The sequence below is a fragment of the Pedobacter sp. PF22-3 genome (assembly GCF_026239555.1).
Taxonomy (GTDB): Bacteria; Bacteroidota; Bacteroidia; order Sphingobacteriales; family Sphingobacteriaceae; genus Pedobacter.
Genome location: NZ_JAPIVP010000018.1, coordinates 83,015 through 98,925, shown reverse-complemented (window position 1 = coordinate 98,925; position 15,911 = coordinate 83,015). Strand labels below are relative to the sequence as shown.

Here is a 15,911-nt window from a genome sequence, read left to right as displayed (position 1 = left end):
TTTTATACATCCTTGTTAAAAACGAGGACGATAACTAGTTATAATAAACGAATATTTATTTATATTTACTATAAATCTCCCGGACACCACGTTATCGCTGGTATAAAATTATTAAAAGATTTAAATGTCTATTATTATGGGAGGAAGCAGATATATCATTACTGATCAGTATCAAACTTATTTTATAACTTGCACAATAGTTGATTGGATCGATTTATTTACACGATCAGAATATAAAAACATAATTGTCGATTCATTAAATTACTGTATAGAAAGTAAAGGATTAATATTAAATGGTTGGGTGCTAATGACCAACCATATTCATTTTATTGGAAGATGTGAAGAGCCAAATAAAATGTCTGATTTTTTAAGAGACTTTAAAAAATTTACCTCTAAAAAACTTGCAACAGCAATTAAAGAAATACCCGAAAGTAGAAGAGATTGGCTTTTAGATAAGTTTAATTTTGAAGCCCGAAAAACCAACCGAGCCGAAAACTATAAAATCTGGCAAGACGACAATCATCCCATTGATTTGCAAGAAATAGATGCATATCAAAAATTAGATTATATACACGATAATCCAGTTAAAGCTGCTATTGTAGAAATTCCGGAGCATTATATTTATAGCAGTGCCATAGATTATGCAGGCCTTAACGGCTTGTTAAAAATTGAGCTGATTTAAATAAAAATGCATGGTCCTCGTTTGTAACGAGGATCAGCGAGATCCACATTTGTAATGTGGTGCAAATTATTAACAACGTTTAATCAGCGATACAATCGCTGTTCTCATACATCCTCGTTACAAACGAGGACGATACCAATTCTTACTTAGCTCAAATAAACCCGATCCTCTTCTCCTTCCACATCCATCACCACATCTACATGTTCTTTCAAGATGGTAGCAAGTTCAAGTCCAACAAAATCAGTTGCAATAGGAAAGATTTTATGGCTTCGATCAACCAAAACTACCGTACGGATTTTTTTATGTGGGGTGTTTAAGAAAACACCTAAACCATAAGCAAGGGTTTTACCACTGTTCAATACATCATCAACAATAATAATTACCTTATTTTTCCAATGGCTTTCATCCAAATCTGTTGAAGCCACCAATTTGCTGCTTTGCTTCTGCAGGTCAATACGCAATAAGGTGAGTTTAAAACCTGAAATCTTTTTAAGTACTTTTTCTAATCTTAATGCCAGTTTGTAGCCACGGTCCCAAATACCGGCCAGCACCACTTCTTTCTCGTTCAGGTTATCCTCTAAAATCTGATAAGCGATACGGTCTATTTTCTGCTGAATCTGTTTCTTGTTAAGAATAAGTAATTGCGATGCCATTGTATAAAAAGGATTGAATACAAAAAGAACGATTTTAAGGATGAAATTCAAACTATTTGAAAAATAATTTCAACTGCTTGCAACGTTTTCTCCTCCTCACCGTCTGATAATCCAAATAGAACACGCTGGGGAAATGAAACATTTAAACAAAATATTTTTTTATCTTTTTTTATTTCTATTAATTCCGACTAGCAATTATGCTCAAAATAATAGTCTTAGTAAAACGATCAAGCAAAATAAATCTGACGAGAAAATTAAACTTTTGGAAGGTCAAATAGCTGCCTGGCAAAAAGATTTAAATGTTCCAAATGTAGGCCTTGGCATAATACAAGATGGAAAGTTAATACATGCAAAAGTATATGGCAAGGATTCTACCGGATCTCTAAAACCTGTTAATACACTCTTCAATGTAGCATCAGTAACTAAAGTGATATTTTCAACGCTTGTATTAAAACTAATCGATAATGGCGATTGGCAATTAGATGAACCACTATATCATTATTATACCGATCCTGATATTGCATCTGATTCATTATCAAAAAAACTAACAACCCGCCATATCTTAAGTCAACAATCAGGATTTAGCAATTGGAGATGGATGAATGCATCAGGAAAACTTCAATTTGAATTTGCGCCAGGAACCAAATTTAATTATTCGGGAGAAGGAATGGAGTATCTCAAAAAAGCCATAGAGCATAAATTTCATAAATCTTTAGTTCAACTTTCAGACTCGATTTTATTTAAACCATTCAGTATGATCGACACCAAACATGAATGGAACGGTAAACAAGATTTAAAAAGATTTAGCAGGTGGTATGATGCTAATGGAAAAGAATACACCAAAAGTAATTATGCTTCCGAACCAAGTGCTGCAGATGATTTGATCACAACAGTTACTGACCTTAGTAAATTTGGCATTGAAACTTTAAATGGCCTCCATATTTCTAAGCAATTATTTAACGAAATAATTAAAGGACAGGCTAAAATTAATCAGAATTTAATGCAGGGACTAGGCTGGCGACTAATTAAAGATTTACCCAATCATGAATATGCAATGGAACATGGAGGTAATGATGCAGGCGTAGCGGCAATTATCGTATTACTTCCAAAATCAAAACGTGGCATAATTGTATTAACAAATGGAGACAACGGACAAATCATTTGCAATAACATTGTCAGGTCTTTTTGGCCTGAAGGAACAGAAATTATACATAAAGCTCTCAAAAGCACGGCACTAAATGACATTCCTAAAGTTTTTAAGATAAGCGATGATATATTAAATACCTATACAGGCAAATACATAAGGCCAGATGGAGAAGAGGTAAATATTTATAAAAAAGATAAGAATTTAATCTTGAAAACAATTGGTTTACCAACCTTCAATCTGTTCCCGCAAACACAGGAAATATTTTTTCTTTGGGATTTTGATCCAAAGATAATTTTTACAAAAAATGAAAAAGGTATTATAGATACCCTTTTAATTAAAGACGGAGATAATATTCTAAAATGCACTAAAATGGATAAATAGTGTAAAATTCATAAGAAGACCATCCAGGTTTTTCAACCATTTGAAAAATAATTTAGATTGTTTGCAACGTTTCCACCAGAGATGCGTCTAATATCTATAACCAAAACAGAAAATCAAAGCCTTACTATGTAAATACTGCATCAGAATTGGCTCCAGAATCATTTAACAAAAAACGACTATGAAAATCCTTCTCAAATCATCAGCCATTTTATTTATAGTGGTAACCAGCTACATCGCTAAAGCACAGGAAACTAAAAATTTCACGGTTAAAAATTTTAATAGTATTGGCGTAAGCAGTGGAATCGACTTGTATCTAACCCAAGGTGGCAGTGAGAGTGTGAGCATAAAATCTGATTCAGAAACATTAAAAGATATTGTTGTTGAGCAAAGCGGCGGCAATGTTACCATAAAATTTAAAGATGGCATTAACTGGAGTGGCATGTTTAAAAACCGTACCATTAAAGCTTATGTAAGTTTTAAAACCTTAAACGCAATTGCAGCCTCAGGAGGTTCGGATGTTTTTACACAAAATCAGATTAAAACCGATAAACTTGCCATCCGCTCTTCTGGCGGATCAGATTTAAAAATTACTCTAGTTTGCAAAGATCTATCTATCCAATCAAGCGGAGGCAGCGATATCGATTTAAAAGGCAAAACAGAAAATATGACTATTCAATCAAGTGGGGGTAGCGATATCGATGCTTATGAATTAATTGCGGATTATGCAAAAGTGCAGGCTTCTGGTGGTTCTGATGTAAGTCTTTATGTAAATAAAGGCTTGGAGGCCAGTGCAAGTGGTGGCGGTGATGTAAGTTATAAAGGGAATGCTGCACTCAAGAAAACATCAAGTTCAAAAAGCGGAGATGTACACCATGTAAATTAAAACTTTAGTTTAGTTAATAATAATACGCTGCTTTGTGGATGCAAAGCGGCGTTTTTTTTGAAGGTGATTGCACAGATTATGGTCATTATAGGCTATAGTGAGGAGACCTTAAACCCTCAGCCTTTCTACCCTCTACCTTTTTTATACGGATAATAAATAAAGTTAGCGCCTTCAGGAACGATCACAAATACACACATAAAGTCTTCCGGTTTCTTATATACTTTTAAGAAAGGTTCTTTTTTCTCCTTGCTAATAATTCCTTTTTCTACAAATTCTTCTAATGTAGAGGCCTGTATGGTCCAATTGGTATTGAGTTCTTCTTTATTTAAAATAACCTCTCCTAGATTTACTTCGTGTTGGTGAGCAATAAAAATGGGATAGGCAGAAATGCCTTCAACCATAATTTCAATGGATACCTCTTTAATTGCATCAGCATAAAACTCCAGGTCTTTTTCTAAGCTTACCAGCGGACTCTCCTGCTTCTTTTGTGGTGCGCCACTATCTTCCGGCGTCGCACTTAATAATTCTTCTCTATCCATTTTTTTGTTATTGAAAGGTTTAAATGTTGAAACGTTTTAAAATTCCATCATATAGCTTCCATTTTTACATCTTAGGCCTTCAATCTTAAAAGTACTACATTTTCTACATGCTGCGTATGCGGAAACATATCTACAGGTTTAATGCGCACCACGTCGTATTTCTCTTTCAGTAACTCTAAATCTCTTGCTTGCGTGGCCGCATTACAGCTGACATAAACAATTTTTTCGGCTTCCATTTCCAATAATCTTTGTACTACATCTGCGTGCATTCCGGCACGTGGCGGATCGGTAATGACCACATCTGGCTTACCATGCGCTAATATGAATTCTGAAGTCAGGATATCTTTCATATCGCCAGCATAAAAGATGGTATTATCGATCCCGTTTAATTCGGAGTTAAACTTCGCATCTTCAATTGCGGTTGGCACATATTCTACGCCTACTACCTGCTTCACGTTTTTTGCAATAAAATTCGCAATGGTACCTGCACCGGTATATAAATCATAAACCAGTTCGTCGCCTTTAAATCCTGCAAAATCACGCGTGATCTTATATAATTCGAAGGCTTGTTCTGAATTGGTCTGATAAAAAGATTTTACCCCAATTTTAAAGCGGATGCCATCCATTTCTTCAAAAATATGATCACGGCCAGCAAAAACCTCTACTTCCTGATCGAAAATGGTATCATTCTTCTTTTGGTTAACGATATAAAGCAATGAGGTAATTTGTGGGAATTCATTTTTAAGGAACTCCATTAAACCGTCAACCTGTGTTTGTTCTGGATAAGCAAAAACGACCGCAACCATCACTTCTCCCGTGCTAGAAGTACGGATAATCAGGTTACGCAAAACACCCTCATGGTTACGCAGATCGTAAAAAGATAGCTCATTTTCTAAAGCATATTTACGAACAGCGTTTCTAATCGAATTAGATGGCTCATCCTGTAAATAACAATGTTCGATATCTAAAATTTTATCGAAGCGTAAGGGCACGTGAAAACCCAATGCGTTCATATCAAAATCTTCACCGCGTTCAACATCCGTTTTTTCTAACCAACGTTTATTCGAAAAAGTAAATTCTAATTTATTACGGTAATATCTGTTTTTTGCCGAACCTAAAATAGGTTCTGTTCCTGAAGTATCTATTTTGCCTAAACGCTGTAAAGCTGCCTCAACATTTTTCTGTTTAAACTTTAATTGAGCATCGTACCCCATATGCTGCCATTTACAGCCGCCACAGGTTCCGAAATGAGGACAAAAAGGATCGGTACGCAATGCTGATTTTTCATGGAGCTGATCAATGATTGCTTCAGCAAAATTCTTTTTCTTTTTCGTTAAACGTACATCTACTACATCTCCAGGAACAGCTTTATCCACAAAAATGACCAATTCATCAGCCTTGCCAACACCTTTTCCTTCTTCTGCAATATCAATTATTTGTACGTTTGGAACAATCGTTACCGTACCAGGTTTTCTTCTACTCATTATTTTGCAAAGATAAGGCTAAAAGCTGAAAGAGGAAAGACCAAAGGGTAAAGACTAAAACTGAGCGCTAAAGTTGGAATGAATATAAATAATTGAAGGACTAAAGTAGAATTAATGATCAAGATAAATGTTCTATCAGAAAGAGCAGGCAATACTTTTCCTCTCAGTTTAGGGTAACTGATTCAATATATTTTTGATTTTAAAAATTATTTTCCAAAAAATTTAAATGCAGCGCCCCAAAAGCCATCTAACCAGTTAAATTTTAGGTCAAATTTTTCATCTACTTGTACAGAAAACTCTAATATTTCTTTGCTCATGATAAAAAACCTATCTATTTAAGCAATAATACTAAATTCATACCAAAAACTAAAACGGTACAAATTAATTTTATGTTAATTTTACATCAAATGGTTAAAACTTTAAATTTCAGTCATAACTAATTTATGTTCAAATCATTATATCACCAGTCACACCAATCAAGTCGCTATCTTCTTAGTTAAAAGATGGTTCTTCCTATTTTTACAGCAAAGTCTCCTAAATCCGTTAGATTAGTGTTGCTTAAAACAATTACAGTAACGTTCTCGTTCAAATAACGAAATACAACTGCATTTGCCCCTAAGATACTACCATATCGCTCCATTCGTTTATACTTTCTATTCGCACCTGTGTAATCCCTGATCCAAACACTATAGCCGTAATTGTCTAAACCGGGCTTGAGCATTAGCGCTAAAGTTTCCTTTTTAATAAGTTTTAAATCAAACAGCGCATTGAAAAATTTTAGCAGGTCTTTGGTATTTGAATACATTGCCCCAGCCGCATACCAGTCCTGATTATACATAGGAAGATCTGGAACTATTTGATTAAGGTCAGTCCTTAAAAAATACGTATTGGAGAGACTGTCAACTAGTTTATCTTGAGAAAGTAATCCAGAATGGTACATATGTAACGGGGTTAATATTTGATCACTTAAAATTTTCTCATAGGATTTATGATAGATTCTTTCTAAAATTTTACCTAAAATAATGTAATCGCCATTATTATAATCAAATTTCTTACCGGGCTCATTAACTAACCGGTTAGAACAAAAATTTTTCACTAATTGATCGGATGTATATGGCTTGTTATAGAATCCAATACCATACTTTAAAGCATTTTCCAGGCTTTTAACTGTGTCTGTATTAGCAAGCCCCGAAGTATGATTCAATAATTGATGAATTGATACACGCGTTGCACCTTCTCCCGCATAATCAGGCAAATAAGCAGAAATTTTCGCATTCAATTCAATCTTACCTTGCTCATAAAGTTGTAGTATTAAAGCAGCAGTGAAAGATTTGGTGATTGAACAAATCTTGTATTTTGTCTCATCATTAAAGGGAATTTTAAACTCTCGATTTGCAAGTCCGAAGCTGGCCTGATACAGTATCTCCGAATCTTTTTGAACAAGCACAGTACCATTGAAGTTGTGCTGGTGAGTGTAACTTTCTATAAAAGAACTAATGGCAGAAGTTTGTGCAGTTGCAGAAAGGCCTGCAATTGACAGCAAAAGTGCAACAAATATACTCTTCATCAATAAGATTTTTTTATTAAGACGCGTTTGCTGTGTAGCGTGTTACAGTTATTTAAGAAAGATTTTGATTTACTAATGTTGATCAATATCATGAGTTCAATGATGCCATTCTCACATTAAACAAAACACACCGTTTTTCTGAAACGGAAAATCAGATGTTATCTTGTTAACATCTAGCAATGTTAAAAAATCACTTTTTTTTTAGAGCGTAACACTTTTATTTTCAGTCCGTTATTTGATATTATGATATAAATCTGTAACTTAATATATCATTCACATAAAACTGGAGGTTCATTATGAACGTTATCCGTAAAATTGAACATTGGGGAGATGTTCATCATTCGAAATGGCTGGATTATCTTCGGATTGTACTTGGCCTGATCATTTTTGGAAAAGGTGTCTCTTTCGTTAGTGACACTTCCGTACTCCAGAATATGATTACACAAAACAATGTATTTGGTTTTTCAGGGGTACTGATCAGTGTAGCCATTCATGTTGTTGCCTTTGCACATTTGGTTGGCGGTATTTTGATCACGCTAGGCCTGGTTACCCGCTTTGCCGTCGTCATCCAGATCCCAATCTTACTGTTTGCCGTGTTTTTTGTTAACCTTACCCCGGGTTTTTCTACACCAAATTCTGAATTGTGGTTTTCGGTATTGGTGCTATTTCTGCTGATTATGTTTTGGGTAGTTGGCTCCGGTCCATTATCGGTTGATGAAGGATTAAAACATAAAACGGGCAAACGTTACGCGTAAGCAACATTAAATATTCTTAGTATCTTTCGCTTTTATAGATGATCATGAAAACGAAGATAATTTTGCTACTGCTTTTCGCGGGATTGGGATGTTACGCGCAAAACCCAACAGACGAATACTTCAAGCTAACGCGGGCTGGCTTCGTAGAAAAAAACGCCTACGAAACCACTGCTTTTGTAGAAAAATATTTCCGTGTACCCGGCAATACGGGTTTTAATGCAAGCATTCATTATGTAGAAAACATCCTTAAAAAAGCTGGTTTTGTAGAACAGAAGCAAGATGAGTTTGAAGCACCTTTAACTTACAGGATTGAAAAAAGAGCGATAAAAAATAACACCTGGGAGCCTGTTGATGCCGTTATTAACATTATAGGTGAAGCACAACCACTTATTTCTTACAAAACCAACCGTAACATGATTCCGATTAACTGTGGCTCAACTCCCACTGATGGCGTTACGGCTAACGTGGTTTACATCGAAAAAATAGTTCCAGCAGAAATAGAAAAGATGGATCTGAAAGGAAAAATTCTGTTTTCGGAAAACAATCCATCGCGTTTACTCCAAATCGCAAGCAATGCCGGAGCCGTTGGCGTACTGGGCTATTCGATGCCAAAATATACCCAACCAGAAATTCATCAAACCTCCATTCAGTTCGGCAGCATGAAAGCCAATAGCGAAGTGTGGACATTGCTCCTATCTTATGCGGCGAAAGAAAAATTAAAAGCCAATTGTCTAAAAGGTGAGACTAAATTGAATGTAAATATCCAGACCAAAATTTATCCTTCCGAAGAATTAACCATTGTGGCAAATGTTAAAGGAAGCGTGAATCCAAATGAACGTTTTGTGTTTAGCGCCCACGTACAAGAACCTGGAGCAAACGATAATGCCAGTGGTGTGGGTACATTAGCAGAAATGGCAAGATTAACTGCTGAATTATACCAGGCAAAAAAGATAAACCCCAAACGCAGCTTAACCTTTTTATGGGGCGATGAAATTGTATCAACAAGAAGATATATTACTGAAGATACCACAAGAGCCAAAGACATTATGTGGGGAATGAGTTTGGATATGGTTGGCGAAGACACTAAAAAAACTGGTGGCTCTTTCTTAATCGAAAAAATGCCCGATCCTTCTGCCATTTGGACAAGAGGTACAGATAAACACACCGAATGGGGCGCTGGCGATGTTAGTGAAAAAGACCTTTTTCCACATTATTTTAACGACTTCATCTTTGATATCTGCAAGACACAGGGCAAATTTGCAAACTGGACGGTTAACTATAATCCTTTTGAAGGCGGCAGCGATCACACTCCTTTTTTACAAAATAAAATCCCAGGACTACTGATGTGGCACTTTACCGATGTGTTTTATCATACGGATAACGACAGGATCGACAAAGTTTCGCCAACTGAAATGAAAAACGTTGGTATAAGTGGTTTAACTGCAGCTTATACTTTAATTTCTGCAGATGAAAATACTGCTATAGCTACTGTTTCTCAAATTAAAGCAGATGCTTTGATACGCTTAAAAACTGAATTTGAACTGAGTAAAAAAGCCATCGCTGAAGGAAAATCGGCAGACGATGAGAAGCATATTATCGAGGTTTGGTGCAAATGGTATGCTGATGCATTGGCAACCATCAAAAAAATGCCAGTTAAAGCAGAAACCACAAGAGTGGGTTCGTCCATTAAGTTTGCGACAAATGAGATCGAAAAACAAACCAAAGCATATTTAGCGGAATTAAAGTAGGTTAGTTTTTTCCAAAGAGTTTGCTTCCTCCAAATTTCACTCTCAAATCATCTATGGCTTCAAGTGCAGAATTGTAATCTATTTTAAAATCGCCACTGTGACCAGAAACTTCATTTTCCAGCTGCTGATGGTCGTAACGGTCAAGAACATCTAAAGCATATACATCATTTGTAAGAATTTTAAAAGTGTCTTTTAGTTTATCATTATTAAGCAAGTGGTTATTTTGAACAGCACCGACCAGCTTAATAGCCTGCTTCAATTCTATAAGTTGCTGGCTTTGCTCTTGTAATTTTTTATAATTTAAGGCATACCCATTTATTAGATAATCTTTTAAAATTTGGTTGGCCCAAATGCGGAATTTAGTACCCTCAACCGATTTTATACGATAGCCTACTGAAATAACTACATCAAGTGAATAGTAGAATGTATTATAACGTTTACCATCTAAAGCAGTTGTCAAGGATTCCTTGACAACTGAATCTTTTACAAGTTCATTTTCACTAAATATATTCTTAATATGGAGGCTTATATTCTGTTTAGTTTTATTAAAAAGCTGTTGCATCTGCTGTTGAGTAAGCCAAACAGTATCATTGCCGAAAACCACTTCTATTATTGGTAGTCTTGCTTCATTTTTATAAATTATAATTTCATCCTTAGTCATTGCCTTAAGTTAGTAAAATATTTATTCTATTTTCGCATTATGCCTAAACCAAAAGCCATAGTTATCGGTGCCGGAATTGCAGGAATTGCATCTGCCATTCGCCTCGCTGTAAAAGGTTATCAAGTCGATATTTTCGAAGCCAATTCAAAACCTGGAGGCAAGCTTGGGGAAATAAAAATGAATGGTTTCAGGTTCGATGCCGGTCCGAGTCTTTTTACCATGCCGCAATATGTAGACGAACTTTTTAAACTGGCTGGAAAAAATCCTGAAGATTATTTTAAATACATCAAATTAAAGGAAATTTGCCGTTACTTTTATGAAGATGGTTTACGGTTAAATGCCACTGCTGATCTTGATCAATTTGCAAAGAACATAGAAGAAAAAACCCATTCAACCGCGACAGAAGTCCAGCGTTTTTTAAAAAAAAGTAATACAATCTATGAGGTTACTCATCGCGTTTTTTTAGAAAGAAGTTTGCATAAACTTAAAAGTTACCTGCATTGGGATACTTTAAAATCAATATTCCGTTTCGGTCAGATTGATGCTTTCAGAACACAGGCTAAGGCAAACCAATCATTTTTTAAAGATGAGCGCATTACACAGCTTTTTAACCGATATGCCACTTACAATGGCTCAGATCCCTATCAGGCACCAGCTACATTGAATGTAATTCCACATTTCGAATATCATTTCGGTGCTTTTATCCCAAAAGACGGCATGTATGGTATTGTTAATGCTTTAGTGAAATTAGCTGAAGAACTGGGCATCAGGTTTCATTATAGCCAAAAAGTTGAAGAAATTTTGTATAGTAGTGTAGGCAAACTTAGGATAGAGGGTGTTAAAGTTAACGACAAAACCTACAAAGCAGACATCGTGATCTCCAACCTTGACATCTGGTTCACCTATAAAAATCTACTTAAAGGTATAACTGAACCTAAAAAATTATTAACCCAGGAACGAAGCAGTTCAGCGTTAATTTTTTACTGGGGCATGGATAGCAATTATAGTGACTTAGGCCTGCATAATATCTTCTTTGCTGAAGATTATCAAAAAGAATTTAATGCCATCTGGAAAGACAAAACCATTAGCAGCGACCCTACTGTTTACATTAATATCAGTGCTAAACACATCAGAGCAGATGCACCGGCAAATAATGAAAACTGGTTCGTAATGATTAATGTACCCGCCAATAAAGGACAAAACTGGGATCAGTTAATTAAGGATGCAAGGGCAAATATTATTAACAAAATCAACCGGATTTTAAACCGGAATATTGAAAAAGATATCGTTTGCGAACAAATACTTGATCCAAGAGCCATAGAAAGCAAAACAGGATCGTATCAGGGTGCTTTGTACGGTAATAGCTCCAACAGTCAGTTTTCCGCCTTTTTAAGGCACTCTAACTTTAGTTCGAAAGTGAAGAATCTTTACTTCTGCGGTGGTAGCGTACATCCGGGTGGCGGAATCCCGTTGGCACTATTGTCGGCCAAGATTATTGATGATGATATTAGTTCAGTCGTTCAATAGTTCATTAGCCATTGGGTCAATGGTTTGATGGTTTGATGGTCTATAGTTGATAGCTTACGACCTATCGCAGTATTGCTAAAAGCGATTAATGATTGAAGACTAAGGACTCTCGACTGCAGACTAATGACTTCCCCTAATTGCTTCCTCCAGCTTCTCCCCATCGAGGTCAAATGCATCTACAATTATTTTCGCCTGGGTATAAAAAGGTTCACGTTCCTGAAGTTTTTCTTTGATAAAGATAAGGAGTTGTTCATCATCCAAATCTTTAATTAAAGGACGTTTTTGACGGTTATGTAAACGCGATACCAAAGCAGCAGGTTCCATTTGCAGGTAAACCGTTTCTCCATTCGCATTCATCCATTCCATATTATCGAAGAAACAAGGCAATCCACCTCCGGTAGCCACTACACAGGTCTCTGGATAATCGAAGGTTTTAAGCATTTCACTTTCATAATCCCTGAAACCACTTTCTCCAAATGCTGCAAAATATTCGGCTATGCTTTTGCCTGTTTTCGCAACAATTTCTGAATCCAGATCAATCACCGGACATGCTAAACGGTGTGCCAGTTGTTTTGCTTTTGTACTTTTACCGCAGCCCATATAGCCGAGAAGGAAAATTTTCATGTGATTTCTTATTGCCGGCCTAAAATAAATGCTCGCGTTTTAATATAATATAATCAGTTACAGGTGGCGTAAAACCAGCCTTTTTTAATAAGGTTACTACCTGTCCACGATGATAAGTAGAATGATTAAACAAATGAATTAAAATTTCATCTACACGGTTTTCATATTGATCCCCTTTGGAATTCGAGTATAAAATACGCTGATCTAAAGGATGATGATTCAGTGCCTCCTTAATCAGTTGAAAATTTTCTAAAGAGAGGCTTTCAAATTTTTCTTTCGGATGAATATCCCAAACGCCATATGTTGGTTTTTGTCCAGAAATACGATGTGCCCAAATATGCTGCGCATTGAGCACATGACTGAACAGCCGCTCAGCATCAGGCATTTCTACCTCGGCGAGCTTAAAGATTTCGATAATCCGCTGATCTGCAAGCTCCGTATACTTTATTATTTCTTCTTCACTCATCACTTAACTTAATTTAACCCTTGGATCAACATAGGCATATAAAATGTCGACAAGAATATTAATGACTACAAAAACAAAGGCAATAAAAAGAATAGATCCCATTACCACCGGAAAATCAGACATTTCTAAGGCAGTTACGGTTGTTCTTCCCAAACCATTATAACCGAAAATGTATTCTACAAAAAAAGATCCGGCCAATAAAGATGCAAACCATCCCGAAATAGCTGTAATGACAGGATTCATGGCATTTTTTAAAGCATGTTTGTAAATAATCGCATTTCTGCCCAAACCTTTTGCCTTTGCTGTTCTAATGTAATCCTGTGCCAAAACATCCAGCATGGCGCTACGGGTTAACTGTACAATAATGACCAATGGCCTTAAACCCAGCGTAATCATTGGCAGCCATAAATTCCTTAAAGTTAACACCTCTCCATTAAAAGGGTCATAAGAGTACAAGCTTCCACTCATTTTTAAACCTGTATAATTGCTCAATACAAAGCCAAATAACCAGGCAATGATAATCCCCGCGAAAAAAGAAGGTGCAGATATGCCTAAAATGGCAAATGCATTGGCTGTTTTATCAATCCACGAATCTTTATAAACGGCAGACAGCACCCCTAAAAACACACCGATGATGGTTGCAAAAATCATTGCCGTTAATGCCAGGATAAAAGTATTAGGTACCGTTTCTGAAAGGATTGCAGTAACATCGCGTTTGGTTTGGTACGAGCTCCGCAGGTAGGGCCATTTTAGCGCCAGCACTTTTTTATCAAAAGCAATCAGTTTGGCGTAATGGTATTTTTGCTGGCTGGTACTATCGTTATTCAAAATACTGATCGGTGATAAATCATTTATATATAAAATAAACTGTACAGGCTTTGATCGGTCTAAACCAAATTCTTTGCGTACTGCTTCAAGTGACTGAACATCGGCCCGCTGCCCCATTGTCATCCTTGCAGGATCGCCAGGCAAAATATTAAACAGCACAAAAACAACCAATATTACACCGCCCATTACCAGCAGTCCATACATTAGTTTTTTTAGTGCATACCCGATCATGTTTACTTATCGAAATATTTTCGGCTGAGTTGGTCGAAAGTGGGTACATTATGGTAATGCCACTTATTGATCACCACTCCATTTTTCATTAATAAAATACCAGGATTAGCCCTTACCATACTTTTTAGCGGAACGGCATCTGCAAAAAACACTTCTGAAAACAGGTTGTTTTTTTTAATAAAGGCTTGTGCATCCTGTGCCGAATTAGAAGTAAGCAATACCGTACGGATATTAAACTGTTGAGTGGCATTTAAGGCCAGTGCATTTAATTTACCAATAGCGGCTTCATTGGTTGCATGCAGATCATAAGCCACAAAAATTAAATTATAGTATGGATTTTCAATCAGTTCCTTTGTATAATCGGTTCCGGAAGCATCCGTAATGTTCAAATCTTTGATTTTAGGCTCAAATCCTTTTTTAACCAGCCTTTTTGCCGGTTCGCCGATAATTTCCCAATTGTTATCTTTCCAGATCTCAGTTTTAAGATAGGCTTTATCGCTCATGTCTTTTTCCTCTTTGGTTTTCTTGTTTTTGAGGTGATACATGATTTCAAATTCATCCGGCTTTTCTCCAGGAGGAATCACCATTAACGACGGAATATGTGCGCCAACTTTGTAAGGCAAGAAGTCAATAATTGGCAAAACATTATAAGTATATAACCCAAACCCTAAAGATATAACCGTTACTGCAATGGCAATATTTTTTTGTGTTGTTTCTTTTTTAAATAATGGCTGAATGCGGTTTTTATTTAGGAAAATCACAATAATAAGTGCCAAAAGGATCAAATCCTTCGTAAACGACTGCCACGGTGTAAGTGGGATGGCATCGCCGAAACAACCACAACTGGTTACTACTTTAAATGCTGCAGATATAAAGGTTAGCAGGGTAAAAAAGATAATGAGTAGCAATAGGCCCCAGGCTACTTTTTTGCTCCAGAAACCCAATAACAATAAGGCACCGAGAACAATTTCTAAAGTACAAAGTAAAATGGCAATACCGGTAGCCATTCCGCTCAGAAAATTCATGTGAAAGACTTCAAAATATTCCTGTAGTTTATAGCCAAATCCAAGCGGATCATTTGCTTTGATTAATCCTGAAAATATGAATAAAGCACCAACAAAAATTCTGGAAAATCTTAAAAGTATATTTCGCATCTATGTATCTGTTTTATAGGCAATTTTACTATTTATTTAACACCAAGTTTGATCAGCGCAAAAACCGAATAGTTCAGCATATCCTGATAATTAGCATTAACGCCTTCTGAAGCCAGTGTTAGCCCTTCGTTATCTTCTATCTGTTTAACCCTAAAAATTTTCATCAAAATCAGATCTGTTAACGAGCTAATACGCATATCGCGCCAAGCCTCACCATAATCGTGATTTTTGGCAAACATTAAATCTTTGGTTTCCGTTACCTTTTCTACAAATCTTTTTTCAACTTGATCATAAGGCATTTCATATGGGTCACTTTCGGTTAAATCGAGTTGTATCATGGCAATCACACAATAGTTTACAATGCCGATGTATTCAGATATCACACCCTCTCCCACCTTACTTACTTTTTTTTCTTCAAGGGTACGGATGCGTTGCGCTTTGATAAAAATCTGATCAGTTATCGAACTTGGTCTTAAAATCCGCCATGCAGTACCGTAATCTTTAGTTTTTTTTAAAAATAATGATTTGCAAACTGCAATCACTTCATCAAATTCTGTAGAGGTATTTGTTTGTGCCAAAGC

The 15,911-nt window shown here is 36.1% G+C and carries 17 protein-coding genes; 6 read left to right on the top strand and 11 right to left on the bottom strand.

The genetic code is table 11. The annotated features are described in order from the left end of the window. Positions 1 to 136 precede the first annotated feature (136 nt). Entirely contained in the window at positions 137 to 682 is a 546-nt protein-coding gene (locus OQX63_RS19730; RefSeq protein WP_265852528.1) for an REP-associated tyrosine transposase, read from the top strand. A 146-nt stretch (positions 683 to 828) separates the two neighbouring features. Here the strand turns inward: OQX63_RS19730 and OQX63_RS19725 are convergent, their stop codons facing one another. After that, positions 829 to 1,335 (bottom strand): phosphoribosyltransferase family protein, encoded by a 507-nt coding sequence (locus OQX63_RS19725; RefSeq protein ID WP_265852527.1) that lies wholly within the window; start codon positions 1,333 to 1,335, stop codon positions 829 to 831. A gap of 133 nt (positions 1,336 to 1,468) precedes the next feature. Here OQX63_RS19725 and OQX63_RS19720 point away from each other — a divergent pair, with 133 nt between their 5' ends. Both OQX63_RS19720 and OQX63_RS19715 read left to right on the top strand, forming a co-directional pair. Further along, positions 1,469 to 2,863, top strand: a complete 1,395-nt coding sequence (locus tag OQX63_RS19720) for a serine hydrolase (RefSeq protein WP_265852526.1) — start codon at positions 1,469 to 1,471, stop codon at positions 2,861 to 2,863. Positions 2,864 to 3,041: 178 nt separating this feature from the next. Further along, positions 3,042 to 3,746: a head GIN domain-containing protein gene (locus tag OQX63_RS19715; protein WP_265852525.1), complete on the top strand. Its 705-nt coding sequence runs from the start codon at positions 3,042 to 3,044 to the stop codon at positions 3,744 to 3,746. A gap of 125 nt (positions 3,747 to 3,871) precedes the next feature. Here OQX63_RS19715 and OQX63_RS19710 read toward each other — a convergent pair whose 3' ends face one another. The 4 genes from OQX63_RS19710 to OQX63_RS19695 all read right to left on the bottom strand — a co-directional run bounded on the left by OQX63_RS19710 (position 3,872) and on the right by OQX63_RS19695 (position 7,336). Next, entirely contained in the window at positions 3,872 to 4,285 is a 414-nt protein-coding gene (locus OQX63_RS19710; RefSeq protein ID WP_265852524.1) for a hypothetical protein, read from the bottom strand. Positions 4,286 to 4,356: 71 nt separating this feature from the next. Further along, positions 4,357 to 5,769, bottom strand: coding sequence for a 23S rRNA (uracil(1939)-C(5))-methyltransferase RlmD (gene rlmD / locus OQX63_RS19705; RefSeq protein ID WP_265852523.1), 1,413 nt, complete (start codon positions 5,767 to 5,769; stop codon positions 4,357 to 4,359). A 206-nt stretch (positions 5,770 to 5,975) separates the two neighbouring features. Then, positions 5,976 to 6,086 (bottom strand): hypothetical protein, encoded by a 111-nt coding sequence (locus OQX63_RS23415; RefSeq protein WP_025145553.1) that lies wholly within the window; start codon positions 6,084 to 6,086, stop codon positions 5,976 to 5,978. 179 nt (positions 6,087 to 6,265) lie between these two features. Then, positions 6,266 to 7,336, bottom strand: a complete 1,071-nt coding sequence (locus OQX63_RS19695) for a serine hydrolase domain-containing protein (protein ID WP_265852522.1) — start codon at positions 7,334 to 7,336, stop codon at positions 6,266 to 6,268. A gap of 296 nt (positions 7,337 to 7,632) precedes the next feature. Between OQX63_RS19695 and OQX63_RS19690 the strand changes: the two genes are divergently transcribed. Further along, positions 7,633 to 8,091, top strand: a complete 459-nt coding sequence (locus OQX63_RS19690; protein ID WP_265852521.1) for a DoxX family protein — start codon at positions 7,633 to 7,635, stop codon at positions 8,089 to 8,091. Positions 8,092 to 8,135: 44 nt separating this feature from the next. Beyond that, positions 8,136 to 9,839, top strand: a complete 1,704-nt coding sequence (locus tag OQX63_RS19685; RefSeq protein WP_265852520.1) for a M28 family peptidase — start codon at positions 8,136 to 8,138, stop codon at positions 9,837 to 9,839. 1 nt (position 9,840) lies between these two features. Here OQX63_RS19685 and OQX63_RS19680 read toward each other — a convergent pair whose 3' ends face one another. Beyond that, positions 9,841 to 10,500, bottom strand: a complete 660-nt coding sequence (locus tag OQX63_RS19680) for a virulence RhuM family protein (RefSeq protein WP_265852519.1) — start codon at positions 10,498 to 10,500, stop codon at positions 9,841 to 9,843. A gap of 39 nt (positions 10,501 to 10,539) precedes the next feature. On the opposite strand from OQX63_RS19680, the gene crtD reads away from it, so the two are divergent. After that, entirely contained in the window at positions 10,540 to 12,027 is a 1,488-nt protein-coding gene (gene crtD / locus OQX63_RS19675; RefSeq protein WP_265852518.1) for a 1-hydroxycarotenoid 3,4-desaturase CrtD, read from the top strand. 120 nt (positions 12,028 to 12,147) lie between these two features. Here crtD and OQX63_RS19670 read toward each other — a convergent pair whose 3' ends face one another. The 5 genes from OQX63_RS19670 to OQX63_RS19650 are packed head-to-tail and all read right to left on the bottom strand — an operon-like array spanning position 12,148 to position 15,908. After that, on the bottom strand, positions 12,148 to 12,651 hold the full coding sequence (locus tag OQX63_RS19670; protein WP_265852517.1) for a shikimate kinase: 504 nt from the start codon (positions 12,649 to 12,651) through the stop codon (positions 12,148 to 12,150). 19 nt (positions 12,652 to 12,670) lie between these two features. Beyond that, positions 12,671 to 13,117 (bottom strand): DinB family protein, encoded by a 447-nt coding sequence (locus OQX63_RS19665; RefSeq protein ID WP_265852516.1) that lies wholly within the window; start codon positions 13,115 to 13,117, stop codon positions 12,671 to 12,673. Positions 13,118 to 13,120: 3 nt separating this feature from the next. Continuing rightward, positions 13,121 to 14,176, bottom strand: coding sequence for an ABC transporter permease (locus OQX63_RS19660; protein ID WP_265852515.1), 1,056 nt, complete (start codon positions 14,174 to 14,176; stop codon positions 13,121 to 13,123). Between the two features lie 2 nt (positions 14,177 to 14,178). Continuing rightward, complete coding sequence (locus OQX63_RS19655; protein ID WP_265852514.1) at positions 14,179 to 15,330, bottom strand: BT_3928 family protein; 1,152 nt, start codon at positions 15,328 to 15,330, stop codon at positions 14,179 to 14,181. A gap of 32 nt (positions 15,331 to 15,362) precedes the next feature. Next, entirely contained in the window at positions 15,363 to 15,908 is a 546-nt protein-coding gene (locus OQX63_RS19650; protein WP_265852513.1) for a DUF1599 domain-containing protein, read from the bottom strand. Positions 15,909 to 15,911 lie beyond the last annotated feature (3 nt).

Bases quoted from the DNA above. Each gene is read 5' to 3' on its own strand.
- OQX63_RS19670 (WP_265852517.1), bottom strand. From the start codon at position 12,651: ATGAAAATTTTCCTTCTCGGCTATATGGGCTGCGGTAAAAGTACAAAA.
- OQX63_RS19655 (WP_265852514.1), bottom strand. From the start codon at position 15,330: ATGCGAAATATACTTTTAAGATTTTCCAGAATTTTTGTTGGTGCTTTA.
- rlmD (WP_265852523.1), bottom strand. From the start codon at position 5,769: ATGAGTAGAAGAAAACCTGGTACGGTAACGATTGTTCCAAACGTACAA.
- OQX63_RS19715 (WP_265852525.1), top strand. From the start codon at position 3,042: ATGAAAATCCTTCTCAAATCATCAGCCATTTTATTTATAGTGGTAACC.
- OQX63_RS19730 (WP_265852528.1), top strand. From the start codon at position 137: ATGGGAGGAAGCAGATATATCATTACTGATCAGTATCAAACTTATTTT.
- OQX63_RS19725 (WP_265852527.1), bottom strand. From the start codon at position 1,335: ATGGCATCGCAATTACTTATTCTTAACAAGAAACAGATTCAGCAGAAA.
- OQX63_RS19690 (WP_265852521.1), top strand. From the start codon at position 7,633: ATGAACGTTATCCGTAAAATTGAACATTGGGGAGATGTTCATCATTCG.
- OQX63_RS19710 (WP_265852524.1), bottom strand. From the start codon at position 4,285: ATGGATAGAGAAGAATTATTAAGTGCGACGCCGGAAGATAGTGGCGCA.
- OQX63_RS23415 (WP_025145553.1), bottom strand. From the start codon at position 6,086: ATGAGCAAAGAAATATTAGAGTTTTCTGTACAAGTAGATGAAAAATTT.
- OQX63_RS19660 (WP_265852515.1), bottom strand. From the start codon at position 14,176: ATGATCGGGTATGCACTAAAAAAACTAATGTATGGACTGCTGGTAATG.
- OQX63_RS19680 (WP_265852519.1), bottom strand. From the start codon at position 10,500: ATGACTAAGGATGAAATTATAATTTATAAAAATGAAGCAAGACTACCA.
- OQX63_RS19685 (WP_265852520.1), top strand. From the start codon at position 8,136: ATGAAAACGAAGATAATTTTGCTACTGCTTTTCGCGGGATTGGGATGT.
- OQX63_RS19695 (WP_265852522.1), bottom strand. From the start codon at position 7,336: ATGAAGAGTATATTTGTTGCACTTTTGCTGTCAATTGCAGGCCTTTCT.
- OQX63_RS19665 (WP_265852516.1), bottom strand. From the start codon at position 13,117: ATGAGTGAAGAAGAAATAATAAAGTATACGGAGCTTGCAGATCAGCGG.
- crtD (WP_265852518.1), top strand. From the start codon at position 10,540: ATGCCTAAACCAAAAGCCATAGTTATCGGTGCCGGAATTGCAGGAATT.
- OQX63_RS19720 (WP_265852526.1), top strand. From the start codon at position 1,469: ATGAAACATTTAAACAAAATATTTTTTTATCTTTTTTTATTTCTATTA.